Origin of the sequence: Streptomyces sp. NPDC051563, from assembly GCF_044454225.1 — a bacterium.
Lineage (GTDB): Bacteria > Actinomycetota > Actinomycetes > Streptomycetales > Streptomycetaceae > Streptomyces.
This window is the reverse complement of the sequence record NZ_JBITDL010000034.1, coordinates 38713-63816: the sequence shown is the minus strand read 5'-3', so window position 1 is coordinate 63816 and position 25104 is coordinate 38713. Positions and strand designations below refer to the sequence as shown.

General features: G+C 71.7%; 23 protein-coding genes and 1 tRNA gene. 11 read left to right on the top strand and 13 right to left on the bottom strand.

Annotation, left to right across the window (positions count from 1 at the left end; genetic code table 11):
- Window positions 1-153 precede the first annotated feature (153 nt).
- Window positions 154-228 (bottom strand) — tRNA-Val (locus ACIA8F_RS32185).
- 112 nt (window positions 229-340) lie between these two features.
- Between ACIA8F_RS32185 and ACIA8F_RS32180 the strand changes: the two genes are divergently transcribed.
- The 6 genes from ACIA8F_RS32180 to ACIA8F_RS32155 all read left to right on the top strand — a co-directional run bounded on the left by ACIA8F_RS32180 (window position 341) and on the right by ACIA8F_RS32155 (window position 5718).
- Window positions 341-1588 carry a hypothetical protein gene (locus ACIA8F_RS32180; protein ID WP_399384109.1) on the top strand — a complete coding sequence of 416 codons (1248 nt, stop codon included), beginning with the start codon at window positions 341-343 and terminating at the stop codon, window positions 1586-1588.
- 375 nt (window positions 1589-1963) lie between these two features.
- Complete coding sequence (locus ACIA8F_RS32175) at window positions 1964-2503, top strand: DUF4383 domain-containing protein (protein ID WP_399384178.1); 540 nt, start codon at window positions 1964-1966, stop codon at window positions 2501-2503.
- 148 nt (window positions 2504-2651) lie between these two features.
- Window positions 2652-3356 (top strand): FadR/GntR family transcriptional regulator, encoded by a 705-nt coding sequence (locus ACIA8F_RS32170; protein ID WP_399384108.1) that lies wholly within the window; start codon window positions 2652-2654, stop codon window positions 3354-3356.
- Between the two features lie 284 nt (window positions 3357-3640).
- The gene (locus ACIA8F_RS32165) at window positions 3641-4258 is read left to right on the top strand and encodes a bifunctional 4-hydroxy-2-oxoglutarate aldolase/2-dehydro-3-deoxy-phosphogluconate aldolase (RefSeq protein ID WP_399384106.1); all 618 of its coding nucleotides are present in this window, start codon (window positions 3641-3643) and stop codon (window positions 4256-4258) included.
- Window positions 4255-5250, top strand: coding sequence for a sugar kinase (locus ACIA8F_RS32160; RefSeq protein ID WP_399384104.1), 996 nt, complete (start codon window positions 4255-4257; stop codon window positions 5248-5250). The genes ACIA8F_RS32165 and ACIA8F_RS32160 overlap by 4 nt, the downstream gene beginning before the upstream one ends.
- A 258-nt stretch (window positions 5251-5508) precedes the next feature.
- The gene (locus ACIA8F_RS32155; RefSeq protein ID WP_399384102.1) at window positions 5509-5718 is read left to right on the top strand and encodes a zinc ribbon domain-containing protein; all 210 of its coding nucleotides are present in this window, start codon (window positions 5509-5511) and stop codon (window positions 5716-5718) included.
- A gap of 5 nt (window positions 5719-5723) precedes the next feature.
- On the opposite strand, the gene ACIA8F_RS32150 is transcribed toward ACIA8F_RS32155, so the two are convergent.
- The 4 genes from ACIA8F_RS32150 to ACIA8F_RS32135 are packed head-to-tail and all read right to left on the bottom strand — an operon-like array spanning window position 5724 to window position 10858.
- Window positions 5724-6383 carry an O-methyltransferase gene (locus tag ACIA8F_RS32150; protein WP_399384100.1) on the bottom strand — a complete coding sequence of 220 codons (660 nt, stop codon included), beginning with the start codon at window positions 6381-6383 and terminating at the stop codon, window positions 5724-5726.
- A gap of 19 nt (window positions 6384-6402) precedes the next feature.
- Window positions 6403-7233, bottom strand: a complete 831-nt coding sequence (locus tag ACIA8F_RS32145; protein WP_399384098.1) for an HAD family hydrolase — start codon at window positions 7231-7233, stop codon at window positions 6403-6405.
- Entirely contained in the window at window positions 7230-9683 is a 2454-nt protein-coding gene (locus ACIA8F_RS32140; protein WP_399384097.1) for a phosphoribosyltransferase, read from the bottom strand. Before ACIA8F_RS32140 ends, ACIA8F_RS32145 begins: the two co-directional genes overlap by 4 nt.
- An 8-nt stretch (window positions 9684-9691) precedes the next feature.
- Window positions 9692-10858: an HpcH/HpaI aldolase/citrate lyase family protein gene (locus ACIA8F_RS32135; RefSeq protein ID WP_399384096.1), complete on the bottom strand. Its 1167-nt coding sequence runs from the start codon at window positions 10856-10858 to the stop codon at window positions 9692-9694.
- Between the two features lie 194 nt (window positions 10859-11052).
- Here ACIA8F_RS32135 and ACIA8F_RS32130 point away from each other — a divergent pair, with 194 nt between their 5' ends.
- Window positions 11053-11784, top strand: a complete 732-nt coding sequence (locus tag ACIA8F_RS32130; RefSeq protein ID WP_399384176.1) for a TerD family protein — start codon at window positions 11053-11055, stop codon at window positions 11782-11784.
- Between the two features lie 54 nt (window positions 11785-11838).
- On the opposite strand, the gene ACIA8F_RS32125 is transcribed toward ACIA8F_RS32130, so the two are convergent.
- The 6 genes from ACIA8F_RS32125 to ACIA8F_RS32100 all read right to left on the bottom strand — a co-directional run bounded on the left by ACIA8F_RS32125 (window position 11839) and on the right by ACIA8F_RS32100 (window position 16467).
- A complete protein-coding gene (locus ACIA8F_RS32125; RefSeq protein WP_267039314.1) occupies window positions 11839-12579 on the bottom strand; it encodes a Tellurium resistance in 741 nt (246 codons plus the stop codon).
- Between the two features lie 145 nt (window positions 12580-12724).
- On the bottom strand, window positions 12725-13840 hold the full coding sequence (locus ACIA8F_RS32120) for a DUF475 domain-containing protein (protein ID WP_399384175.1): 1116 nt from the start codon (window positions 13838-13840) through the stop codon (window positions 12725-12727).
- A gap of 25 nt (window positions 13841-13865) precedes the next feature.
- Window positions 13866-14441 carry a TerD family protein gene (locus tag ACIA8F_RS32115; RefSeq protein WP_399384094.1) on the bottom strand — a complete coding sequence of 192 codons (576 nt, stop codon included), beginning with the start codon at window positions 14439-14441 and terminating at the stop codon, window positions 13866-13868.
- Between the two features lie 200 nt (window positions 14442-14641).
- Window positions 14642-15217 carry a TerD family protein gene (locus ACIA8F_RS32110; protein WP_254385430.1) on the bottom strand — a complete coding sequence of 192 codons (576 nt, stop codon included), beginning with the start codon at window positions 15215-15217 and terminating at the stop codon, window positions 14642-14644.
- Window positions 15218-15378: 161 nt separating this feature from the next.
- On the bottom strand, window positions 15379-15837 hold the full coding sequence (locus tag ACIA8F_RS32105) for a peroxiredoxin (protein ID WP_399384092.1): 459 nt from the start codon (window positions 15835-15837) through the stop codon (window positions 15379-15381).
- 204 nt (window positions 15838-16041) lie between these two features.
- Window positions 16042-16467 carry a DUF3052 domain-containing protein gene (locus ACIA8F_RS32100; protein ID WP_243329420.1) on the bottom strand — a complete coding sequence of 142 codons (426 nt, stop codon included), beginning with the start codon at window positions 16465-16467 and terminating at the stop codon, window positions 16042-16044.
- A 445-nt stretch (window positions 16468-16912) separates the two neighbouring features.
- On the opposite strand from ACIA8F_RS32100, the gene aceE reads away from it, so the two are divergent.
- Both aceE and ACIA8F_RS32090 read left to right on the top strand, forming a co-directional pair.
- Window positions 16913-19645 carry a pyruvate dehydrogenase (acetyl-transferring), homodimeric type gene (aceE, locus tag ACIA8F_RS32095; protein ID WP_399384090.1) on the top strand — a complete coding sequence of 911 codons (2733 nt, stop codon included), beginning with the start codon at window positions 16913-16915 and terminating at the stop codon, window positions 19643-19645.
- Between the two features lie 72 nt (window positions 19646-19717).
- On the top strand, window positions 19718-20584 hold the full coding sequence (locus ACIA8F_RS32090; protein WP_399384088.1) for a potassium channel family protein: 867 nt from the start codon (window positions 19718-19720) through the stop codon (window positions 20582-20584).
- On the opposite strand, the gene ACIA8F_RS32085 is transcribed toward ACIA8F_RS32090, so the two are convergent.
- Window positions 20565-20978 (bottom strand): peptidase inhibitor family I36 protein, encoded by a 414-nt coding sequence (locus tag ACIA8F_RS32085; protein ID WP_399384086.1) that lies wholly within the window; start codon window positions 20976-20978, stop codon window positions 20565-20567. The genes ACIA8F_RS32090 and ACIA8F_RS32085 overlap by 20 nt on opposite strands.
- 307 nt (window positions 20979-21285) lie before the next feature.
- Window positions 21286-22902, bottom strand: a complete 1617-nt coding sequence (locus ACIA8F_RS32080) for an MFS transporter (RefSeq protein WP_399384084.1) — start codon at window positions 22900-22902, stop codon at window positions 21286-21288.
- 91 nt (window positions 22903-22993) lie between these two features.
- Here ACIA8F_RS32080 and ACIA8F_RS32075 point away from each other — a divergent pair, with 91 nt between their 5' ends.
- Window positions 22994-23653, top strand: a complete 660-nt coding sequence (locus tag ACIA8F_RS32075; protein ID WP_399384174.1) for a TetR/AcrR family transcriptional regulator — start codon at window positions 22994-22996, stop codon at window positions 23651-23653.
- Between the two features lie 279 nt (window positions 23654-23932).
- Window positions 23933-25072 carry an alpha/beta hydrolase gene (locus tag ACIA8F_RS32070; RefSeq protein ID WP_399384172.1) on the top strand — a complete coding sequence of 380 codons (1140 nt, stop codon included), beginning with the start codon at window positions 23933-23935 and terminating at the stop codon, window positions 25070-25072.
- Window positions 25073-25104 lie beyond the last annotated feature (32 nt).

Genomic DNA, 25104 nt, shown 5'->3' with positions numbered 1-25104 from the left:
GCGTCACCCCGCCCCTCCCCTCACCCGCCGCGAACCGTGCCTTGCACGGTGCCGGAAACCTCGAGGAGCAGGAAGGGCGCACGGCAACACACCGGGAGCTCGGAACGAGGACGCAAAAGACCCCCCGCCGTAGTCGGCGGGGGGTCAGTTAGCTGGTGGGCGCGGACGGTTTCGAACCGCCGACATCTGCTTTGTAAGAGCAGCGCTCTACCCCTGAGCTACGCACCCGTGGATGAGTGGACAGCCTACATGCAGGGCACACCCCCCACGCAAACGCCTTGCAGTGGGGGAGAATGGGCCGGGGCAGGGGAAATGCGGACCGGGTACGGGAGAGGCGACTGTGACGACGGCACCCCGGCGGTGGTTCGGCGGCGGGCGGGACGAGAGTCGGCGGGCGGATGCGCAGGCGGCGAAGGACGCGGCCGCCGCGGCCTTCTACGAGCTGGACAGTGCGCAGCGGGACCTGCGGATCTCGATCGAGACGATCGCGGCCGCGGACGGCTCGCCGGAGGCGCGTCGGGTCGGTGAGGGGTTCACCGCGCTCGGGCAGCGCATCGACCAGGTGAGCCATGTCTACATCGATGCCGTCGACGCGCACGATCTCGACCGGGTGGAGCTGGAGGCGTCGGCCGCGACGCGCGCCCGGGACGAGCTGACGCGGGCCAAGGAGGAGCTGGTACGGGTCAAGGGCGAGCTCGACCGGTTCGCGCAGGGGCTGCAGCCGCTGCTGGACCGGGCCGAGACCCAGCTGGCCCGGGTGGCGCCCGCACGGGAGCGGGCCAGGGCCGCGCTGCTCGCGGCGAGCACGGCGCTGGAGGAGGTGCGCGGCAAGGGGATCCGGGCCGACGACCTGGCCGCCCGGCTGGCCGCGCTCGGGCCGGAGCTGACCAAGCTGAACCAGGGCGCCGCGCAGCACGGGGTGCAGGAGACCGTGCAGCGGGCCGACCGGATCCTGCGGGACGCCGAGGCGATACGGGCCGAGGCGGCGCGGCTCCCGGAGCGGGCCGCGGAGATCGACCGGCGGCTGGTGAGCCTGCGGACCCGGGCGCAGGCGCTGCGCAACCGGGCGGACCGGGTGGATCCGGTGCTCAGCGAGCTGCGCCGGCGTTTCAGCGCGGCCTGCTGGCAGGACCTCCAGCACGTCCCGGAGCAGGCGGTACGGGACGTCGCGCAGGCGGAGGAGCGGCTCGCGGAGGCCGGCCGGGCGCGCGACCAGCAGCAGTGGGCGGTCGTGGCGGCCCTGGTCGAGGCGGTGCGGGCCGCGCTGGACGCCACCGACGAGGCGGTGTCGGCGGCGCAGGACCGGCTGACCCGGCTGGAGGCGGTGGCGCGGGACCCGCAGGCGGAGGTGCAGCGGACCCGGTTCGCGATCCGGGACGCGCAGCGGCTGGCGATGGAGGGCCGCACGGTCCCCGAGCCCCGGCACGCGAGCCCTCTCGACGAGGCCGTGGCCCGGGTGGCGCGGGCGCTGTCGGCCCTGGAGGACCGCCATCCCGACTACTGGGCCTTCCTCCAGGAGATGGAGGCCGTACGGGCCTCCGTGCAGCGGGTCGTGACGGACATCCGGACCGAGCGCGGCCACGCCTGAGGGCGGCGCCCGGGCCGGGCCGCCCCAGAGACGGCGCGCGCCCCCGAGGCGGGGCAGCGCCCGAAGCGGGGCCGCCCCCGAAGCAGGGCCGCCCCCGAGGCGGGGCCGCGCCGGGGATCCGCGTCCGGACTTGTCCGCGCAGGGGCATCGGCGGATGCTGGAGGGGCCAGGAACGGAGCAGAGGAGGGCGCCATGGCCGCCCACGCTTCCCCCGGGCGCCACGGGACCGACGAGTCCCCCGCGCCGCAGGACTCGTACGCACCGCACGCGCTCTACGGGTGCCACGAGCAGCACGACAACTACGCGCCCTACGTGGCCCACGAGCCGTACTCCACGGCGCCACCGGTCCCGGACTCCCCGGGGATCCTGCACCGCATGATGCGTCCCGTGAACGCCCGCCTCGACGAGCACCTGCCCAGCGATCACAAGCTCAGCACCGTCTACCGGATCGGCGCCGGGCTGACCGGACTGCTACTGGTGGTCTTCGGGATCCTCGGGCTCATCGACCGGATCGGATTCTTCGACACCGGCGGGGACACCGTGCTCGCGCTGAACACCAACGGTGCGCTGAGCGTGCTGTCGATCTGCATCGGGCTGCTGCTGTTCGCCGGGATGGTCATCGGCGGCAGTTTCGCCTCGACCCTGAACATCGTGCTGGGTGTGCTGTTCATCGCGAGCGGATTCGTGAACCTCGCGCTGCTCGACACGAAGGCAAACTTCCTGGCCTTCCACATGCCCAACGTGCTGTTCAGCTTCGTGGTGGGCGTGATGCTGATGTGGTTCGGGATGTACGGACGCGTGGGCAGCGCCCTGCCGCACGACAACCCGTACTGGCGTGCCCGCCACCCCGAGCAGGCGGCTCGCGAGGAGCGGGCACGGACGAGCGCCGTGCGGCCCATCGGCAGACCGGCGTAGGAGGCAGAGGCCGCAGGAGGCGGCGGCGTAGGCACCAGCGTTGCGGACACCCGGAATCAAGGGCTCCGGTTACGCCAGGTAATAATTGCTAATTAACGATTACTTGTGCAAACCTTTGCCCTGTCAGGGGCGCCCAAGGGGAGCAGAAGTGAACGGCAGCAGCATCAGCGAGGCCGCGTACGCCGGCCGCGGGGTCCACAGGGCGGCGGTGGAAGAGCTGGCCCGCCGGATCTTCGACGGCACGTACGGCGAGGGATCCACGCTGGACCTCCCCCACCTGATGGAGGAGCTCGACGTCAGCCAGACGGTGCTCCGCGAGTCCATCAAGGTGCTGATGGCCAAGGGGCTGCTCGACGCCCGCCAGAAGCGCGGCACCTTCGTGCGCCCGCTCACCGACTGGAACCTCTTCGACGCCGACGTGCTGCGCTGGAAGCTCGCGGCCGGTGCGCCCGACTGCTTCTTCTCCGACCTGCTCGAACTGCGCCGCTCGATCGAGCCGGCCGCCGCCGCGCTGGCCGCCGTCCGGGCCACCGGACAGGACCTGGCCGCGCTGGACGCGGCCCTGGCCGCGATGGCGGCGAGCGGCTCCGACCCGGTGCTGCACGTCCGGGCGGACGCCTCGTTCCACCTGGCGCTACTGACCGCCTCGCACAACCTCTTCTTCACCCAGATGTACCGGGTGCTCATCCCGGCCCTCGTGGAACGCGACCGCACGGTGTACGGGGCCGGAGGCTCCGAGCATCCGTACGCGATCCACCACGCGGTGGCCGACGCGATACGGGCCGGGGACCCGGACGGTGCGCACAAGGCCGTGCTCGACCTCCTCGACATGGCCAGACGCGACCACCCCTAGCCCGGCCGGCCGGCTCCGAGCCGCCCCGGCATCCGCAGACCCGCAGTACCCGCAGCACCCGCAGTACCCCGTAGTACGTAGTACCCCGTAGTACGTAGTACCCCGTATCCCGGTCCTGCCACCCCGACCTGGAGAGGACACCCCCCCGTGGTGAAGACCACCCGCATCGAGACGTTCGTACGGGAAGCGGCGCCACGCAGACGGTTCCTTCGCCGAGTGGTGAGCCCCCACCACCCCTCGCGATCCCCCTCCCCCCGCACATACATCAGAAGGCAGGCATTCCCATGGAGTTCGGCGCAGCGCTGCGGCAGGAGCGGCTCGTCGCCATCGTCCGCGGACGGGACGCGGAGGCGTCCTTCCGCACCGTCATGACCCTCGTCGACGAGGGCGTCCCGCTCATCGAGGTCTCCCTCAGCGGAACCGACGCGCTGGACGTCATCAGCCGGGCCCGCAAGGAGCTCGGTGACGAGGCCTGGCTCGGGGCCGGTACGGTCCTCACCGCCGAGGACGCCCAGCGGGCCGCCGATGCCGGAGCCAACCTGATGGTCACCCCGGGCCTCGGCGCCGGCGTGGACGAATCCGTCCGGCAGGGGCTGCCGGTACTGGCCGGGGTCATCACCCCGACCGAGGTCATGGCGGCCGACGCGGCGGGGGCCGCCGCGCTCAAGCTGTTCCCCGGCTCGATCGGCGGACCGGCGTACCTGCGGGCCCTGCGCGCCCCCTTCCCCGACCTGACCTTCGTCCCCGTCGGCGGGGTGGACGCGGCCGCCGCGGCCGAGTACCTGTCCTCCGGCGCGGTGGCCGTCGGCGTGGCCTCCCCGCTGGTCGGGGACGCGGCCGACGGCGGCGACCTGCTCGCGCTGCGGCGCCGGGCGGCGGAGTTCCGGGCGGTCTGCGCATGACCGGGCCCGGCACCGCCCCGGAGGTGCTCACCTTCGGCGAGACGATGCTCGCCCTGCGGGGCGCCGGCCCGCTGCGCCTCGGCGGGACCATGGAGGTCTCCGTCGCGGGGGCCGAGTCCAACGTCGCGATCGGCCTGGCCCGGCTCGGGCACGCGGTCCGCTGGGCGGGCGCGGTCGGCGCGGACGAAGCCGGTGAGCTGGTCCTACGGACCCTGCGCGCCGAGGGCGTCGACGTCCGCGGAGCCTCCCGCGACGACGGCGGGGCCCCGACCGGGCTGATGCTCGCGGAGCCCGGGCTGCCGGAGGTCACGCGGGTGCACTACTACCGCGCGGGCTCGGCCGGCTCGCGGCTCAAGGCCTGCTCGGTGGAGCGGGCCTTCACCGAGGCCCCGCCGAAGGTCCTGCACCTGACCGGGATCACCCCGGCGCTCTCCCGCTCGGCCCGCTCGGCCTGCACCCTGGCCCTGCGGCTCGCGGCCGAGCACTCGGCGCTGGTCTGCCTGGACGTGAACTTCCGGTCCCGGCTGTGGTCCTCGGCGGAGGCTGCGGAGGTGCTGCGGGCGTGGGCTCCGTCGGTGGACGTGCTCGTCGCGTCCGACGACGAGCTTCCGCTGTGCCTGCCTTCGGGCGCGCCGGCCGACACCGCCCTCCAGGCGAAGGAACTCCTCGCCCTCGGGATCGGCGAGGTGGTCGTCAAACGCGGCGCGGCCGGGGCGACGGCCTACGGGGACGACGGCTCGCGGGTCCACGCCCCGGCGCGGCCCGTCCGCGCGGTCGACACGGTCGGTGCGGGTGACGCCTTCGTGGCGGGTGACGCCTTCGTGGCGGGCTACCTCTCGGCGTTCCTCGACGGGGCGGCACCCGAGGCCCGGCTGGACCGTGCGGTCACCACGGGCGCCTTCGCGGTCGCCTCGCGGGGCGACTGGGAAGGTGCGCCGACCCGGGCGGAACTCGGCCTCCCGTCCGCTCCGGCGGGCACGGTGGTCCGCTGACCCCGGCGGGGCCCGGCCGACACGGGGGTGCGGCAGGGCCCCGCCGGTTCCGGGCGGCCCTGCGGGGCTGTCCCCGCCCCGCCCTTCCCCCGTTCCCCGGGCTCCGCCCGGACCCTTTGGGGCTCCGCCCCGGAACCCGCCCCGGACCCCGCGCATCACACGCCGGCGAGGCGGGATGGGGCGCCGCAGCCGGCCTCCGCGCCCCGGATCCGACCCGCGGGGCTCCCGAGGCCGGCCGGCACTGCGTAGCCTGTCCGCATGCCCCGTTACGAATACCGCTGCCGGACCTGCGAAGACGTCTTCGAGGTCAGCCGGCCCATGGCCGAGTCCTCCGCGCCCGCCGACTGCCCCGCCGGGCACGCCGACACCGTCAAGCTGCTCTCGGCCGTCGCCGTCGGCGGGACCAGTGCGGCCCCCGCCGCCCCCATGGGCGGCGGAGGCTGCTGCGGCGGGGGCGGCTGCGGTTAGAGGTCCTACCGCTTGCGGGACAGGGTGATGCCGTCGGAGATCGCCAGCAGGACCGACTCCATGCGGGGGTCCGCCACGACGTGGTCGTTGTAGGCCTGGACCCCCGCCGCTCCGCCGGTGGCCGAAGGGTCCAGGACCGAGCCGTGGAACAGGGTGTTGTCCGTGACGAGCAGCCCGCCCGGGCGCAGCCGCGGCACGAGCTCCTCCCAGTAGGCGATCTGGCTCTGCTTGTCCGCGTCCATGTACGCCAGGTCGATGTGCGGCTCCGCCGGCATCGCGCGCAGCGTGTCGAGCGCGGGCGCGATGCGCAGCTCGATGCGGTCCGCGACCCCGGCCTTCGCCCAGGCCTCGCGCGCGTACGCCGTCCACTCCTCGGAGACGTCGCAGGCGATCAGGCGGCCGTCCGCCGGCATGGCCTGGGCCATGGACAGGGAGGAGAAGCCGGTGAAGGTGCCGAGCTCCACGATGTGCCGGGCGCCCGTCAGCCGGACCAGGAAGGCCAGCAGCGGCCCCTGCTCCTGCGCCGACTGCATTCCGGCCGATTCCGGGAACACCTCGTACGTGGTCGCCACCAGCCCCCGCTGGACCTCGTCCAGCGGGGGGTTGTGCGCGAGCACGTACTGGTAGAGCTCGTCTGTGATCTTCGTGCTGTTGCCCTTGGTCATGGGCTCAGTGTGCCCACGATCAGGCGTCGGGGGTGCCCAGTCGCGCCACTTCGCGGGTGAACGCGCGCACGATCTCCTCACCGGCCAGCACGCCCGCCTGGGTCAGCGCCGTGACGTGCGGCGCCGTCCAGCCGGCGTCGGCAAGCTCGCCGTGGCCGGGCCGCCAGGCCGTGCCGGCCGCGAGCAGCAGGTCCGCGTCGAGCAGCGAGTCGCCGGCGGCCAGTGTGCTCGTGGCACCCGTGCGCCGGGCCACCTCGTGCATCGCCGCGCTCTTGGTCAGCGGCCGCGGGACGGCGTAGATCTTCCGGCCCTGGAGCGAGACCGTCCAGCCGCGCGCCTCGGACCATTCGGTCAGCGCCTTGATCCACTCGGCGGGGACCAGCGCCCGCTCCACGACCAGGTACGCGAACAGGTCCTCGGCCACCCGGGCCTTGCGCAGCCACGCCGGGTCGGCCACGGACAGCAGGTGCGCGTTCATCTCCTCCAGCGGCACCGAGTCCGCGGCGAGCCGCGCCGCGACCTGGCGGCGCCAGTCGCGGTCCGGGACCCCGTCCACCAGCAGCTGGCCGCCGTTGGCGCAGATCGCGTACTTCGCCGGCCGTCCGGGGAAGCGGATGCGCTGGTACTGCTTGCGGGTCCGGGTGGTGGTCGGCACGAACACCGCGCCCGGGTCGGCGGACAGCTCCGCCAGCAGCCCCGCCGCCGTCTCGGTCATGTACGACAGCGGCTTGCTCTCGTGCACCTCCACGCACAGCAGCCGCGGGGCCACCGGGTCGGGCATGGTCAGGCCGAGGGCGGCCGTCGAGTAGATGAGCGTACGGTCGAGGTCACTGGCTACGAGGACGGTCACTTGGCGGCCACGGCCTTTCCGTCGGCGCCCGTGGCGCCGCGCGTGAAGCGGGGATGGATGAGTCCTACGCAGCTGTACGGCAGGCCGTCGACCTCTTCCACCGGCACCCCCCGCTGCTCCGCGAGGAGTCGTACGTGGTCCAGGTCGGCCCCCGCGCCGCGCTGCGCGAGGATCTTCCACGGCACCCGGCGCAGCAGCACCCGCGTCGTCTCGCCGACGCCGGGCTTCACCAGGTTCACGTCGTGGATCCCGTACTCCTCGCTGATGCGCTCCACCGCCCGCCAGCCCACCCAGGTCGGCGTGCGGTCGGCGGCGAGGAGCTCCTTGACCTCGGCGTCCACGGCCTCGGCCACCTCCTCGAAGTGCGCGGAGACGGTGTCGACGAACGCGACGGAGACGTCGGCTCCGGCGAGCTCGCGGTAGAACTTCGCGCCGTGGAAGTCGGCGGGTCCGACCAGGTCGGACCTGAGAACCGTACGCGAGACCAGCCCGGAAACGGTGGAATTGAGACAGGCGGAGGGGATCAGGAAGTCCTCGCGCGTGCCGTACGTCTCCACGCACGAGCCGGGGTCGGCGAGGACCACGATCTCCGGGTTGAAGCCCTCGAACTCACCGAGGGCCTCACGCAGTTCGCGGGTGATGGCCCCCTTGCCGGTCCAGCCGTCGACGAAGACCACGTCGGCCGGATCGTGGTGGGCGGCCAGCCAGCGCAGCGCGTTGGCGTCGATGCCGCGGCCGCGCACGATGGAGACGGCGTAGTGCGGCAGGTCCAGGCCGTGCCGGGCCTGCGCCCAGCGCCGCATCAGCACGCCGACGGGGGTGCCGGCGCGGGCCAGGGAGACCAGGACGGGGGACGGGGAGCGCTCGGCGAGGACCGTTTCGGTGACGGTGCCGACGGCGCGGGCCATGCGGGCGGCGGAGGCGGTCAGCGCGCTCTGGTAGAGCTGCTGGTACTCCGGGGACGGCTGGAACTCCACCGGAAGCGATTCCGCGTAGTGCGCGCCGCCGGCCTGGATGGCCTCCTCGCGCTCCTCCGTCGGGGCCTCCAGCTCCACGTCGGAGAGGTCCTGGAGCAGCCAGCCGACGTCCTCGGCGGCGTAGGAGGAGAAGGCGGGCCCGCGCAGTGGTTCCCCGAGGGGCTCGGTCATGATCGGCTCCTGCCGGTCGGGTACGTACGAAGGTATGACCGCCAGCACGACCCGGCCGGTGTGCGGGGCGAGGGCCGCGAGCAGTCCGGTGCGGAGCTCGGGGGTGTCCCCGGCCGAGTCCACGACGGCCACGACGGCGTCGAAGCCGGCGCCCGCCACGTTGTACGCGTACCGGTCCCCCGGGCCGTCGGCCGGGGCGTCGTGGGCGGGGAAGACCAGCCGGGTGCGGATGGCGTAGCCGGGGTCGTCCACGGCGAGCACCGGCGAGCGGGTGGTGGTGGAGAAGCGGACCCCGGCCGCGGCGCCGGACGCCTCCAGGGCCTGCGCGAGGCGCAGCGGGGCGTACATCAGCTCCTCGTTGCCGAGTACGAGGACCCTCGTCGGGCCGTCCCCCAGCGCGGCGGTGAGCCTGGCGGCCATGCCCGGGAGGGCGGCCTCCAGGGCCGCGCGGTGCGCCGGGGTGAAGCCGTGGCGGCCGCCGTCGGGTATCCCGGCCGGCCAGCCGAGCTCCACCGTGGTCACCTGCGGGCCGTCTGCCGGGGCGGCGGCCGCCGCGGTCTGCGCCTCGTACCGCTCCACCAGCGCCTGGCCCTTCGCCAGGACCCCCTCCGGGAGGGAGACCGTGCCCGAGGCCAGGGATATGAGGTCCACGCGGGCGCCCAGCTCCTCCGCGAACGCGACGAGGCGGTCGCGGTCGGCCGGGGAGCGCATGTCGACCAGGGCCACGACCACGTAGTGGGTGCGCGGGTGGCGGGCGTGCAGGTCGGCGATGGTGTTCAGGACGGTGTTGCCGGTGGAGAACTCGTCGTCGACGAGGACGAGCGGGCCCGAGCCCGCCAGCAGCTTCGGGTCCTCCGGCAGCAGCAGGTGGGAGGTGGCGTGCGAGTGCGCCTCCTCGAAGCCGCCGGCGGCCTCCACACCGGGCACCGGGCGGCGGGTGGAGTGCAGGTACGGGGCGCTGCCCAGGCCGTCGGCCACGCAGTGGCCCAGCCCGGTCGCGGTCTCCGCGTAGCCCAGGACCACCGCCGAGGCCGCCTGCTCCTCGCCCAGCAGCTCCCGGACCCGCTCGCCGAGCCGGTATCCGGCGGCGTACACGGCGGCCGGGGACTGCGGGACGTGCTTGCCCAGCACCTGCGAGACGAGCAGGTGGGCCCGCTTGGGGTTGCGCCGCAGGGCGAGCCCCAGCAGTTCGTCCAGCCGCGGGCCGTCACCCGTGCCGTCCTCCAGGCTCACGCCCAGCCGGTCCGCGACCCACGTTCCCGACCACACCGCTTCGATCTTCTTGCCCTTCTTCGCAGTCAACGGCCCGCTCACACCTGGAGTCCGGCCGTGAGGAGATCGACGAAGCCGACCTCCTCCTTCGCCACACCGAAGACCTCCGCGCGCAGCATGGTGCGCTCGGCCCAGGCCCGGTGGGGCTTCACCTCGTTCATCTTGTTCGTGTAGACGGAACGCATCACTCCGCCGCCCCCGCGCTCGGGGCGCAGGATGTCTTGAGCATCGCTGAACTCCTCGTGCGACACCACCGAGAGCGCGTGGACCGGGGTGACGTGGGCGGGGTGGATGCAGGTCTTGCCCAGCAGCCCGTTGGCCCGGTCGAGCTCGATCTCGCGCAGCAGTCCGTCCAGGTCGTGCTCGATCAGCGCGGTGCGCAGCTCCTCGACGCCCTCCTCCAGGAAGGGGCTGCGGCGCAGCTGCGGCTTGAAGAGTCGCTGCTGGCTGCGGAAGTATTCCCAGACGGGCCCGGTCACGGTGAAGCCGGTGCCGTCGGCGCGGCTGAGCACGTTGACCACGTCGGCGATCACCCCGGCGACGATCTGGACGTCGTAGGCGGTCATGTCGGGGGTGCGGCGCAGCCCGTAGGCGGAGCAGAAGTCGGTCACGCCGAGGCGGAGCGCCAGGACCCGCTCGCGGTACTTGTTGACCGTGCGGGAGATCCCGGCGAGGGCCTCGACCCGGGTTTCCAGGTGGAGCAGCTCGGGGGTCTCCAGGACGGGCATCGCGTACAGCCGCGGCTGTCCGCTCGCGGCCTCCGCCTGCGCGACGGCGTCGAGGAAGGCGATGCCCCGGCTCTCGCTGAACTTGGGAAGCACGAATCCGGCCAGCCGAGCCGCCGAGCCGCCGAGCCGGTGCACGAGGTCGGGGATCTGCTCGGGTTCCCGGACGCGGATGAAGAGCAGCGGGAGCTCGGCCGGGTCCTCGTGGAGGGCGGCGAACTGCCGGACGAGGTTCTCCTCGCCCCCGGCCACGTCGGCGTCGCTGATGGAATCCTCCAGGCAGAGGACCATGGAGACGACCCCGAGGGCGGCCTGCTTGCGGATGTCCCGGGCGAGCTGGGGCCGGGTGGCGGGGCTGTAGAGCGTGGCTCCCAGTGCGGCCGCGAGCGTGGTGGCGGGGGAGGCGGCGGTGAACTCGGCCGGCTCCTGGTGGAAGAGGTCCTTGCGGACGGTGGGCGAAATATGCCCGAAGTGACGCATGTGCTTCCCCCGTACTGGCTCGGCGGCCGTTCTAGCGTGGCCGGTAATAGTACGTACGAACGTGAGTCAAAAATTCCTCAAGCGCATGAAATCCAGGTAACCCTCTTGCACCATGCCCAGGTCTCCGCGATCCGGACAAGGTCTACGGGGGGCCGCATTGTCCCGGTCCCGCCCGGGAGGGCAGGATGACCGCCATGACGCACGCGATGCAGAAGGGCTCCAACATCCCCGTGGCCGCCGTGGCGGTCCGCGCGGTGCTGCGCTGGACCGGGGGGCCCGACGTGCCCGACGTGGACGCCTCCGCGCTGCTCGTGGGAGCGGACGGGCGCGTGCGCTCGGACGAGGACTTCGTCTTCTACAACCAGCCCCGGCACCCCTCCGGGGCCGTCTGGCGGCTCGGGAAGAAGCAGCTCGGCGACGGGATCACCGACGCCGTCCAGGCGGACCTGCGGGCCGTCACCCCGGCCGTGGACCGGATCCTCGTCGTCGCCTCCGCCGAGGACGTCCCCTTCGAGCGGGTCCACGACCTGCGGATCCTGCTCTACGACGCCACCGCGACCGGCGGCTCCGAACCGCTGGCCTACTTCGACGTGCGGCCGGAGACGGGCGCCGAGACGGCGCTGATCTGCGGCGAGCTGTACCGGCGGGCGGACGCGTGGAAGTTCCGCGCGCTCGGCGAGGGCTACTCCAACGGGCTCGTCGGCCTGGCCACCGACCACGGGATCTCGGTGGACGAGAACGCCCCCGAGGCGCAGGAGCAGGCGCAGGCCGCCACGGCCGCCCCGGCGCCGCCCACCCAGGCCCCGCCGCTCGCCCAGCCCGCCTACGGCTATCCGCAGCCGGTGGCGCAGCCCCCGGTGCCGGCTCCGGGCGGGGACCCGTCCTTCCGGCTGCCCGCGCAGGGTCCGCAGTTCATCCGCCGGTGAGCGCGGGGGCCAGCGGGAGCGCCCCGGCGGCTCCCCCGCCGCTCCCCGGCCCCGTCAGGTCTTGGTCTTGTAGCCCCGCCCCCACTGGAGGCCCCACCCGTACAGCCGGTCCAGCTCGGCCTGGAACCCGTACACGAAGGTGACCTCGCGCCGCACGATCAGCTCCCCCTTGACGTTCTCCAGGGAGACGACGGCGCAGGAGCGGGCGTGCGGGTGGCGCTCCTCCAGCGGGATCTCGATGCGCGGCCCGGTGATCGGGTACAGGGTGACCAGGGCGTGCGTCCGGTCGAAGGCCGGGGTCTGGTCGTAGATGTAGACGAAGACCAGGAGCCGCTTGATCTCCTCGGCGTGGTCGAGGTTGACGAAGATCGTCTCGCCGGAGGGCGCCCCGAAGCGGTCGTCCCCGCTGAGCTTCACGTACGGCGGGCTGTTGATGTCCCCGTGCAGGTTCCCCAGCGGCTGGACGACGCCCCGGGTCCCGTCGGTCAGTTCGTAGAGGCAGCCGATGTCGAGGTCGACGTTGACCATGCCCTGGGTGTGCGCCTGCACCATGTCCGGCTTGAACAGCTTGAACGGATGCCGGAACAGCTGCCCGCTCTGGCCGGTACTGCGGCCGCCTATGTCCGAGGTGCGCATCCGCCAGGAGAGGTTCACGCGCAGATTGCCGTGCACCGCCCCCTGTTTGGTGAGCGATACCGTCGGATGGCGTTTGGTCAGCTCGATCGCGTTCGACGAGGCACTGCCCGACTGGAACTGCGTACCGCGGCTGCCCCTGATGCCGTCGAAGAATCCCATCCCCACAACCCCCCTGCTCACTTGGCCCGCTTGGCCCCCTGCAGGCACGCCGGGGTTCCGTCCCGACATGCGGACGGGGCGGTCCGGTGGGTCCGTGGACCCTCCGGACCGCCCCGCACTTGAGCGTTCCGCATTACCGCCGTGATCATGCCTCGGCGGTGGAACCCTCCAGTTCCAGGCGCTTGTTGCGGCGCACCGAGGACCAGAAGGACCATCCGATCAGGACCACGCCGACGAGGCCGGTGATGACCTCGTTGATCTCGTACTGGATGGTGACGAGCAGGATGACGGCCAGCGCGCCGATGGCGTAGTGGGCGCCGTGCTCCAGGTAGACGTAGTCGTCGAGGGTGCCCTGGCGGACCAGGTAGACCGTCAGCGAACGGACGTACATGGCACCGATGCCGAGGCCGAGCGCCATGATCACGATGTCGCTGGTGATGGCGAAGGCGCCGATGACCCCGTCGAAGGAGAAGGAGGCGTCAAGGACTTCGAGGTAGAGGAACATGAAGAACGCGGCCTTGCCGGCCATCGCGACGACCGAGACGGGCTTGCCGCTCTTCTTCGCCTCTTCCTCCAGCTCGTGTTCGTGTTCCTCCTCTTCCTCCAGCTTGTTCTCGAAGTAGCCGGAGAGGCCGCCGACGATCATGTAGGTGATCAGGCCGAGGATGCCGGAGATCAGGACGGTCTGCGCCTTGTCCACGTGCACGCCGCCGTGCTGGTGGGCGTTGACGGCGAAGGTCATCGAGGTGACGACCAGGACGATCAGCGCGATGCACGCCGACAGCATGTCGATCTTGCCGAGCTTGGCGAGCGGGCGCTCCAGCCACGCGAGCCACTTGATGTCACGGTCCTCGAAGATGAAGTCGAGGAAGATCATCAGCAGGAACATGCCACCGAAGGCGGCGATGGACGGGTGAGCGTCCGTGACGAGCTGCTTGTACCGGTCGGGCTCGGACACCGCGAGGTCGACGGCGTCGATCGGCCCGATCTTGGCGCTGATGGCCACGATCACGATCGGGAAGACCAGGCGCATGCCGAACACGGCGATGAGAACACCGACGGTGAGGAAGATCTTCTGCCAGAAGGCATTCATCTTCTTCAGGATTCCGGCGTTGACCACCGCGTTGTCGAAGGACAGCGAGATTTCCAGGATGGTCAGGATCGCAACGACCCCGAAGGCCTCCCACCCCCCGTAGAGCACCGCTGCGACCAGTCCGAGCGCAGTGACTGCGAACGACCAGCCGAAGGTTTTCAGAACCACTGGCATCCCATCGTGTTGTACGGCTTTACGAAACGTTGACCCCGAAGTCTAGAGCGATGCCGCGGAGCCCCGACGCGTACCCCTGCCCCACCGCACGGAACTTCCATTCGCCGCCGTACCGGTAGACCTCGCCGAAGATCATCGCGGTCTCGCTGGAGGCGTCCTCGGAAAGGTCGTAACGGGCCAGTTCCTGGCCGTCCGCCTCGTTCACCACACGGATGAACGCATTGCTGACCTGGCCGAAGCTCTGCCGACGGGCCTCGGCCTCGTGGATCGAGACCGGAAAGACGATCTTGTCCACACCGGCCGGGACCTTGGTGAGGTCGATGATGATCGACTCGTCGTCCCCTTCACCCTCGCCGGTGAGATTGTCCCCCGTGTGTTCGACGGAGCCCTCGGGGCTCTTCAGGTTGTTGTAGAAGACGAAGTACTCGTCCCCGAGCACCCTGCCGTTGCTGCACAGCAGTGCGCTGGCGTCGAGGTCGAAGTCGGCGCCCGTGGTCGAGCGCGCGTCCCATCCGAGGCCTACGAGAACCCGGGTGAGGTTCGGCGCGGCTTTGGAGAGGGAGACATTGCCCCCCTTGGCGAGTGTGACGCCCATGTTGTGGTCCTCCCCGGACGACGGTGGCGAAGTGGCGGAGCGGCCGTACGGCGGTGTGCGGCACGGCGATGCGACGGTACGGCGGTGTGACGGTACGGCGGTACGCGGTGAGGCGGTGGGGCCGTAAAGCCGGTCCGGCGCCGTACACACGAGTGCACGGCGCCGGACGGATGGAACGCGACTGCTCGGGTGGAGCAGGATCAGACGTTGACGCCGAAGTCCTGCGCGATGCCGCGCAGGCCCGAGGCGTAGCCCTGGCCGATGGCGCGGAACTTCCACTCCGCACCGTTGCGGTAGAGCTCGCCGAAGACCATGGCGGTCTCGGTCGAGGCGTCCTCCGACAGGTCGTAGCGGGCGAGCTCGGCGTTGTCGGCCTGGTTCACCACGCGGATGTACGCGTTGCGGACCTGGCCGAAGCTCTGCTGGCGGCTCTCGGCCTCGTAGATCGAGACCGGGAAGACGATCTTGGCCACGTCGGCGGGGACACCGGCGAGGTTGACCTTGATCGCCTCGTCGTCGCCCTCGCCCTCACCGGTGGTGTTGTCACCGGTGTGCTCGACCGAGCCGTCGGGGCTCTTCAGGTTGTTGAAGAAGACGAAGTTCGCGTCGCTGGCGACCTTGCCCTGGTCGTTGGTCAGGATCGCGCTGGCGTCCAGGTCGAAGTCGACACCGGTGGTGGTGCGAGCGTCCCAGCCCAGACCGACGATGACCGCGGTCAGGTTCGGCGCGGCCTTGGACAGCGAGACGTTGCCGCCCTTGCTGAGGCTGACTCCCACGGGTCCTCCATAAGGTTTTGTGTGGGGCGGGGCCCCGTCGTGCGGTTGCTATCGGATCAACGTTTCGATCCTAGTGACGGGTTCCCGCCTGTACGGGCTTATTCCAGGCGAACGGGCCCGCGTGCCTGCCGGCACCGTGCCCATGAGCCTGCGGCACGGACTCAGAGGCTGTCGAGGGCCTTGATGTACTCGTTCAGGTCACGCGCGTCGGGCAGCCCGTTGACGACGGTCCAGCGCACGACGCCCTCGCGGTCGATGACGAAGGTGCCGCGCACCGCGCAGCCCTTCTCCTCGTCGAAGACCCCGTAGGCCCGGGAGGCCTCGCCGTGCGGCCAGAAGTCCGACAGCAGCGGGTACTCCAGGCCCTCCTGCTCGCCGAAGACGCGCAGGGTCGGGACGGAGTCGTTGGAGACGGCGAGGAGCTGCACGTCGTCGTTCTGGAAGCGCGGCAGGTGGTCGCGCAGCTCGCAGAGCTCGCCGGTGCAGACGCCGGTGAAGGCGAAGGGGTAGAAGAGCAGCACGACGGCCTTCTCCCCCCGGAAGTCGGAGAGCCGCACGACCCTGCCGTGGTTGTCCTTGAGCTCGAAGTCCGGGGCCTTGGTGCCGACCTCGATCGCCATCTGTCGCATCCCTTCGTCCCGCATCCCTGCGTTGGGCTGTTCGGGTGATCTCACCTTATGGGTCCCCCGCTCATGGCTCCCCCGTTCACGGCTCCCCCCGCGCGTCCGCTCCGGCCCGGCCCGCCCGCGAAACGCACGCACCCCGCCCACCGGGAAGCTTCCGGCGTGCGGGGTGCGTGTGTCCGCATGATTGCGGGGCGCGGCTCAGCGCTTGGACTTGGCCGTCTTCGGAGTCGCCAGCTTGGTGGCGGTCCACTCCTTGCCGACGGGGAGACCCTTCGCCAGCGAGAGGCCGGCCGTCTCGGCAGCCTCGCTGATGTCGCTGGCCTCGACGAAACCGTCCTTGCCGGTCTTGGGGGTCACCAGCAGGATCAGTGCGCCGTCCTCGACCAGCTCGGTCGCATCGACCAGGGCGTCCGTCAGGTCGCCGTCGTCCTCCCGGAACCACAGCAGAACCGCGTCTGCGACATCGTCGTAGTCCTCATCGACGAGTTCGGTGACGTGATCCTCTACGGCATCACGGAATTCCTGATCGACATCGTCGTCGTAGCCGATCTCCTGGACCACCTGTTCGGACTGGAAACCCAGCCTGGCGGCCAGGTTCTCCGCGTGGTCCGCGGTCGCGCTCACGGGGTGCCTCCTGCTCATGTTCGGTGAATGTTCTTCGGCGGCGCGCGTACGCGCAGCATTGGGCGTAGTCCACACGGGCGCGGCGGATCGCGCAAGTACCCGGCCGCCGAGACCGTCGAAACGGTGACGATTGCGGCCGTCTCGCCGCAACTTTCAGCCCTTCCGCATGTACCCCTGGTGATTCATCCCACACCATTCCACCTCATTCGGCGCGGCCCCGGGACTTTCGCACCTGTTTGAGGGACGAACGGCCTTGCGAAGAGGGTGATCCACATGGGCGTAAGGTTGCGGTTTGGGCGTTGTCGTCGCCGCAGCCAGCACAATCCCGCCACCTCAAGGGATTACCCAACGGTAAAGATGACGATTCCAGCCGAGCGTAAGACCATGGGAGGCGGCGAACCCCAGCACGGCTTCAGCACGACTCCCCCGACAGCGAAGGAACAGCGTGGCTTCCGCATCCGATCGCAATCCGATCATCATTGGTGGCCTCCCGAGTCAGGTACCGGACTTCGATCCGGAAGAGACGCAGGAGTGGCTCGACTCCCTTGACGCGGCCGTCGACGAGCGCGGCCGCGAGCGCGCCCGCTACCTGATGCTGCGGCTGATGGAGCGGGCCCGCGAGAAGCGCGTGGCCGTGCCCGAGATGCGCTCCACGGACTACGTCAACACGATCGCCACCAAGGACGAGCCCTTCTTCCCCGGCAACGAGGAGATCGAGCGCAAGGTCCTCAACGCCACCCGGTGGAACGCGGCCGTCATGGTCTCGCGCGCCCAGCGCCCGGGCATCGGCGTCGGCGGTCACATCGCCACCTTCGCCTCCTCGGCTTCGCTCTACGACGTGGGCTTCAACCACTTCTTCCGGGGCAAGGACGAGGGCGACGGCGGCGACCAGATCTTCTTCCAGGGCCACGCCTCGCCCGGCATCTACGCCCGCGCCTACCTCCTGGACCGGCTCTCCGAGCAGCAGCTCGACGCGTTCCGCCAGGAGAAGTCGAAGGCCCCGTACGGCCTGTCCAGCTATCCGCACCCGCGGCTCATGCCGGACTTCTGGGAGTTCCCGACCGTCTCGATGGGCCTCGGCCCGCTCGGTGCGATCTACCAGGCCCGGATGAACCGGTACATGGAGGCCCGCGGGATCGCGGACACCTCCAAGTCACACGTTTGGGCGTACCTGGGCGACGGCGAGATGGACGAGCCCGAGTCGCTCGGCCAGCTCTCCATCGCGGCCCGCGAGCACCTCGACAACCTGACCTTCGTCGTCAACTGCAACCTGCAGCGCCTCGACGGCCCGGTCCGCGGCAACGGCAAGATCATGCAGGAGCTGGAGTCGCAGTTCCGCGGCGCCGGCTGGAACGTCATCAAGCTGATCTGGGACCGCTCCTGGGACCCGCTGCTGGCCCAGGACCGCGACGGCATCCTGGTCAACAAGCTGAACACCACCCCGGACGGCCAGTTCCAGACGTACGCCACCGAGACGGGCGCGTACATCCGCGACCACTTCTTCGGCGGCGACCACCGGCTGCGGGCCATGGTCGAGAACATGACCGACCAGCAGATCCAGCACCTGGGCCGCGGCGGTCACGACCACAAGAAGGTCTACGCGGCGTACGCGGCGGCCAAGGCCCACAAGGGCCAGCCGACGGTCATCCTGGCGCAGACGGTCAAGGGCTGGACGCTGGGCCCGAACTTCGAGGGCCGCAACGCGACCCACCAGATGAAGAAGCTGACGGCGGACGACCTCAAGCGCTTCCGCGACCGCCTGCACATCCCGATCACGGACGCCCAGCTGGAGGACGGCGCGCCGCCGTACTACCACCCGGGCCGCAACTCCCCCGAGATCCAGTACATGCACGACCGCCGCAGCGCGCTCGGCGGCTACGTGCCGACCCGCGTGGTGCGCGCGAAGCCGCTCCAGCTGCCGGGCGACGCCGCGTACGCGGCGGCCAAGAAGGGCTCGGGCCAGCAGTCGATCGCCACCACCATGGCCTTCGTCCGCATCCTGAAGGACCTCATGCGGGACAAGGAGATCGGCAAGCGCTTCGTGCTGATCGCCCCCGACGAGTACCGCACCTTCGGCATGGACGCGTTCTTCCCGAGCGCCAAGATCTACAACCCGCTCGGCCAGCAGTACGAGGCGGTCGACCGCGACCTGCTGCTCGCCTACAAGGAGTCGCCGACCGGCCAGATGCTGCACGACGGCATCTCGGAGGCGGGCTGCACGGCCTCGCTGATCGCCGCGGGTTCGGCGTACGCGACGCACGGCGAGCCGCTGATCCCGGTCTACGTCTTCTACTCGATGTTCGGATTCCAGCGCACGGGTGACCAGTTCTGGCAGATGGCGGACCAGCTGGCCCGCGGTTTCGTCCTGGGCGCGACCGCCGGCCGGACCACCCTGACGGGTGAGGGCCTGCAGCACGCCGACGGCCACTCCCAGCTGCTGGCCTCGACGAACCCGGGCTGCGTGGCGTACGACCCGGCGTACGGGTACGAGATCGCGCACATCGTCAGGGACGGTCTGCGGCGCATGTACGGCCCCGACGCCGAGGACGTCTTCTACTACCTGACGGTCTACAACGAGCCCATCCAGCACCCGGCCGAGCCGGCCGGCGTGGACGTGGACGGGATCCTCAAGGGCATCCACCGGATCTCCCAGGGCACCTCGGGAGCCGTCGGGGCGCAGATCATGGCCTCGGGCGTGGCCGTGCCGTGGGCGCTGGAGGCGCAGCGGATCCTGGCCGAGGAGTGGAACGTCAGGGCGGACGTCTGGTCGGCGACCTCCTGGAACGAGCTGCGCCGCGAGGCCGTCGCCGTGGAGGAGCACAACCTGCTCCACCCGGAGGAGGAGCAGCGCGTCCCGTACGTGACGAGCAAGCTGTCCGGCGCGGAGGGTCCGTTCGTGGCCGTCTCCGACTGGATGCGGGCGGTCCCGGACCAGATCTCGCGCTGGGTGCCCGGCACGTACACCTCGCTGGGCGCGGACGGCTTCGGCTTCGCGGACACGCGGGGCGCGGCCCGGCGCTTCTTCCACATCGACGCGCAGTCGGTGGTCCTCTCGGTGCTGACCGAGCTGGCCAAGGAGGGCAAGATCGACCGTTCGGCGCTGAAGCAGGCGATCGACCGCTACCAGCTGCTGGACGTCCGGGCGGCCGACCCGGGCGCGGCCGGGGGCGACGCGTAGCCGTCACTCTTGTGTGAGGGGCGCCGGGACACCTGTCCCGGCGCCCCTTACGCGTTCTTTACGATGCTCCGCATGAAGCAACCTTCTCCCCAGGCCCGGTGGGAGCACCGGACGCAGACGCCGCTGCTGGTGCTCGCCCTGGGGTTCGCCGTGGCCTACGCGGTGCCCATCGTGCTGCCCGACGCGAGCGCGGCGGTGCACGGCGCCTGCAAGCACGCCGAATGGGTGGTGTGGGCCGCCTTCGCCGCCGACTACCTGATGCGGCTGGGCCTGGCGCACTCGAAGAGGGCCTTCGTACGGACCCACTGGCTGGACCTGGCGGCGGTGGTGCTGCCGATGATCCAGCCGCTGCGGCTGCTGCGGGTGGTCTCCACCCTGATGCTGGTGGGCCGGCGGGCCCGGATGGCCCCGCAGATCCGGCTCACCACGTACGTGGCGGGTTCGGTGGTCGGGCTGCTGATGTTCGGCTCGCTGGCGGTGCTGAGCGTGGAGCGGGACGCCCCCGACGGCAACATCAAGAACCTCGGGGACGCGCTCTGGTGGTCGGTGACCACGATGACGACGGTCGGCTACGGGGACCACTCCCCCACCACCGGACTCGGACGGCTGCTGGCGGTGGGGCTGATGCTGTCCGGGATCGCGCTGCTGGGTGTGGTGACCGCCAACATCGCGGCCTGGTTCATCTCCCGCTTCGAGCGCGACGACCTGGTGGAGCTCGCCCAGACGGCGGCGATCTCCGAACTGACGGCGGAGGTACGGGCCCTGCGCGCCGAGGTCGCCCGCCTCGGCGGGCTCCCGGGGGCGGCGGGGTCCTACGCGGCCCCGGCCACGGCTCCGGAGCCGGCTCCGGAGCCGGACCCCGCCCCGGGCGCCGGGGTCGGCGCCCAGGGCGGGCCGGTTCAGGCGGGCGGCGGCGCCGTCAGCGCTCCCACACCTTGAACGCCCTGACCTGGTACGGAGACTGGGGCAGCCACACCCCGTCGCCCGGGTAGGTCTGGAACTCGCCCGTCTCGGCGCACTCGGCCGACTGGTAGGTGGTGACCGGGCGGCCGGTCCGGTTGGTCAGGGACTGGGCGGTGGTCCCGGCGGGCAGGGCGGTGCAGCTGTTGATGTCGAGGGTGCTGAGCTCGTGGGTCGTGCGGGCGCCCTTGAACTCCGGCTTCGCCCAGAAGCACAGCTGCCCGGTGGCGCAGGCCCCGAGCGCCGGCGGCCCGGCGGCCCGGCCCTTCCCCGATCCGTTGCCCGCGGCGTGCGCGGAGCCGGCGGTGGACGGGACCAGCAGGGTGGCGGCGAGAACGGCGGCCGATACGAAAGTCGTGCTCCACGTACGCATGACGGGTCAACTCCTGGTGGACGTACGGGCCCCGGACCGTTTCCGGAGCTCCGTCGGCACCACGCTGACCTGCGCGGACGTCCGGGCGGAAGGGGGCGCGAGCGGGTCCACCCGGATAGGCGACAGCCCCGCCGGGACCTCCCGACGGGGCTGTCGAGGCCCCGGAGTTGACGCCTCCGGGGCCGCCGTGGAACCGCTCCGGCCGCCCGGCCGGGGCGCGGCGTCAGCGGGACACCGTGCCGGGCCGGGCCGCCGGAGCGGGGCTGGTTGCCGCCTGGCCGTGGGCCGGGCGGGGCAGGACACTCCGCTAGATGTGGGCCGCGCCCGCGCCCGCCTCGGCGTTCTCGCCGCGCTTCGTGAAGCAGGCCACGACCGCGGCGAGCACCGCGACCACGCCGGCGACGGTGAAGGCCGTGCTCATCCCCGACACGAACGTGTCGTGCGCGACCCCCGTGATGGTCGCCGCGAGCTGCTGCGGAGCGTCCGGCGGGACCGGGGCGATGCCGACCTGGATGCCCTTCTCCGCGAGGTCCGCCTGCTCCGGGGTGAGCGGGGGCAGTCCGGCCCCGGCCCAGTTGTCCTCGAAGACGCTGCCGACCTTGCTCGCCATGACCGCGCCGAGCACGGCCGTGCCCAGGCTGCCGCCGACCTGCATGGCGGCCTGCTGGAGCCCGCCGGCCACGCCGGAGAGCTCCAGCGGGGCGTTGCCGACGATGACCTCGGTGGCGCCGACCATGACGGGCGCGAGCCCGAGGCCCATCAGGGCGAACCAGAGCGACATCGTGGGCGTGGAGGTGCCCGGGGTCAGCTGGGACATCCCGAAGCAGGCGGCGGCGGTGGCGACCATGCCCGCGACGAGCGGCGGCCGCGGGCCGACCTTGGTGATGGCCAGGCCCGCCAGCGGCGAGCCGACGATCATCATGCCGGTCAGCGGCAGCAGGTGCAGGCCGCTGTCGACGGGGCTCATGCCGTGGACGTTCTGCAGGTAGAAGGTGACGAAGAACAGGCCGCCCATGAAGGCGAAGGCCATCAGGACCATCAGCACCGTGCCCGCGGAGAGCGGCAGCGAGCGGAACATCCCGAGCGGGATCAGCGGCTCGGAGACGAAGTTCTCCCAGAGGGCGAAGGCCACGAAGCACACGACGGACCCGCCGAGGAAGGCCAGGGTCTTCCCGTCGCCCCAGCCCCATTCGGAGGCCTTGATCAGCGCCCAGATCAGCGAGAACATCCCGGCCGACAGGAGCAGGATGCCCAGGACGTCGAAGGAGCGCGGGGCGTTCTCGGCCCGGTGGTCGACCAGGATGAAGAGGCCGAAGGCGAGCGCGACGATGCCGACGGGCACGTTGATGAAGAAGACGGACTGCCAGCTCACGTTCTCCACGAGCAGGCCGCCGACGATCGGTCCGGCGGCGGTCGAGGCGCCGATGACCATGCCCCAGATGCCGATGGCCATGTTGAGCTTCTCGGCCGGGAAGGTCGCCCGCAGCAGGCCCAGCGCGGCGGGCATGAGCAGCGCTCCGAAGACGCCCTGGGCGACGCGGAAGCCGATGACGAGCTCGACGCCGCCGGAGAGGCCGATGGCCGCGGAGGAGACGGCGAAGCCGGCGATGCCGATGAGGAAGGTCTGGCGGTGGCCGAAGCGGTCGCCGAGCTTGCCCGCAGTGATGAGGGAGACCGCGAGGGCGAGCAGGTAGCCGTTGGTGATCCACTGGACGTCGGCGAGCGAGGCGCCGAGGTCCTTCTGGATGGCCGGGTTGGCGACGGCGACGATCGTGCCGTCGAGGGTGACCATCATGACGCCGATCGCGACGGCGAACAGCGTGAGCCACGGGTGGCCGCGGAGGCCCGTGCGGACCGGCGAGGGGTCCGGTTCCTTGGTGAGCGAGAGTGCGTCCCCGCCGTCGACGGTGATCTGACTAGTCATGCGAACAGGTTAGTGACAGCTACTGACACTTCACAGGCCGCTTTGTCAGACAGCCACTGTCAGGTCGGTCACAGGTACCCTGACCGCCGTGATGACCGATCAGCGGCCCGCGTCCGCACCGCCGGCCGGACTGCGCGAACGCAAGAAGCAGCGCACCCGCGACGCCCTCCTGCGCGCGGCCCTCCTCCTCTTCATCGCCCAGGGGTACGAGGAGACGACCGTCGACGAGATCGCCGACGCGGTGGACGTCTCCCAGCGCACCTTCTTCCGGTACTTCGCCAACAAGGAAGAGGTCGCCTTCGCCGTCCAGGACCTGGTCGAATCGCACTTCGTCGCGGCCCTGCACGCCCGCCCGCCGGCCGAGGGCCCCTTCGAGGCGATGCGCTCGGCCGTGCTCGCCGCCTGGGACACCGTCGAAGAGGCCATCTCGGACCTGGTCCCCCTCGACCTGTACATGCGCAGCTACCGGCTGATCGAGTCCACCCCGGCGCTGCTCGCCGTGCACCTGCGCCGCTCCACCGAGCTGGAGGAGCGGATCGCCCGGCTGATAGCCGAGCGCGAGGGTCTTGACGTGGACGCCGACCCGCGCCCGCGGGTGGCCGTCGCGGCGTTCACGGGCGTGATGCGCGTCACCGGCCGGCTCTGGGGGCAGGGCGAGGACACCAGCGTGGCCGCCATCCGGCGGATGACCGAGGCCTACCTCGATCAGATCGGTCCGGCCCTCGGCGCGGACTGGCGCCGCCCCGTCTGACCGGCGCGGTTGCCGTCCGACGGGGCCGGGCCGCCGAAGACCGGGCGAAAGCCGCGTACGGGTCACGGCGCCCGCGCACGAGGTCCCGTACGGGCACACCCGGCGGCGGCGCGTCCCACGGTCGGCGGTGACTCCCGTCACCCGGCGCGCAGGCACCCGCGACGGTCTCCTAGGCTGGGCGCAGTGAACCTGCCCGGCCCCGCCCACACCCACTCCGCCGACGCCCCCGCGCGCCCGGCCGCCCTGCGCGCCCTGCTCGCGCTGGCGGTGGTCTTCCTGATGCTCGCGACCACGGGCTGGACGGCCGTCTACCGGCCCGCGAGCGATCCCTCCCCGCGCGAGGCCGCGCTCGCCTCCTGGGCCGCGGCGCGCTTCGAAGGCCGGACCCTGCCCGCCGCGGACGCCCCGGCCCCCGTGGTGGCACGTTTCTTCGCCAGCCTCGACGGCGCCCAGCGCGCCCGGCTCACCGAGGGCCACCCGCTGGTGGTCGGCAACCTCGACGGCGTGCCCCCCGGCGTCCGCTACCGGGCCAACCGGATGGCCCTGCAGCAGGCCGTGCGGACCGAGGACGCCCGCGCGCACGACATCACGCTGGCCCCCTCCGACCGGGCCACCGCCACCCGGCGCTCCCACCGCTTCGAGTCCCTCGCCGAGTCCGGCCGGCAGATCCTCGTCTTCGACCCCACCGGCGGCGGTCTCGTCGCCGAGGTCTTCGGCGACCTCGCGGAGGCCCGCCGGGTCTCGGTGGTCGTCCCCGGGGTCGACACCGACGCGCTCACCTTCGAGCGGACCATGCGCCGCCTGACCGCGCCCGTCGGCATGGCGGAGTCCCTGTACGCGGCCGAGCGCACGGCCGATCCGGACAGCCGGACCGCCGTCATCGCCTGGGCCGGCTACACCGCCCCGACCGGCGTCGGCATGGACGCGGCGACCGGGCGGCTGGCGGTGGACGGCGCGGCCCGGCTGCGCTCGCTGACCGCCGCGCTCCCCGGACGGGCGAGCGTGGCGCTGTTCTGCCACAGCTACGGCTCGGTGGTGTGCGGGGTGGCGGCGCACGAACTGCCCTCGCAGGTCACGGACATCGTGGTGGCGGGCAGCCCCGGGATGCGCGTCGAGAACGCCGCCGAACTGGGCACCGCGGCGCGGGTGTGGGCGATGCGGGACGCCGGTGACTGGATCGCCGACGTGCCCCACCTGGAGTTCGGGGGCCTGGGCCACGGCGCGGATCCGGTCTCCGGGGAGTTCGGCGCGCGGGTCCTGTCGGCGGCCGGAGCCAAGAGCCACACCGGCTACTTCGAGCCAGGGACCGAATCCCTGGACAACTTCGCCAAAATCGGAACCGGCGCGTTCGGTTCCACGGTGTGCGCCGCCGGGGACGACAGCTGCCGGCGCGGAACATCCGGTACGAACGGCTCCTGACCCGGTCGGCCGACCCGAAATCGGACCTCGCA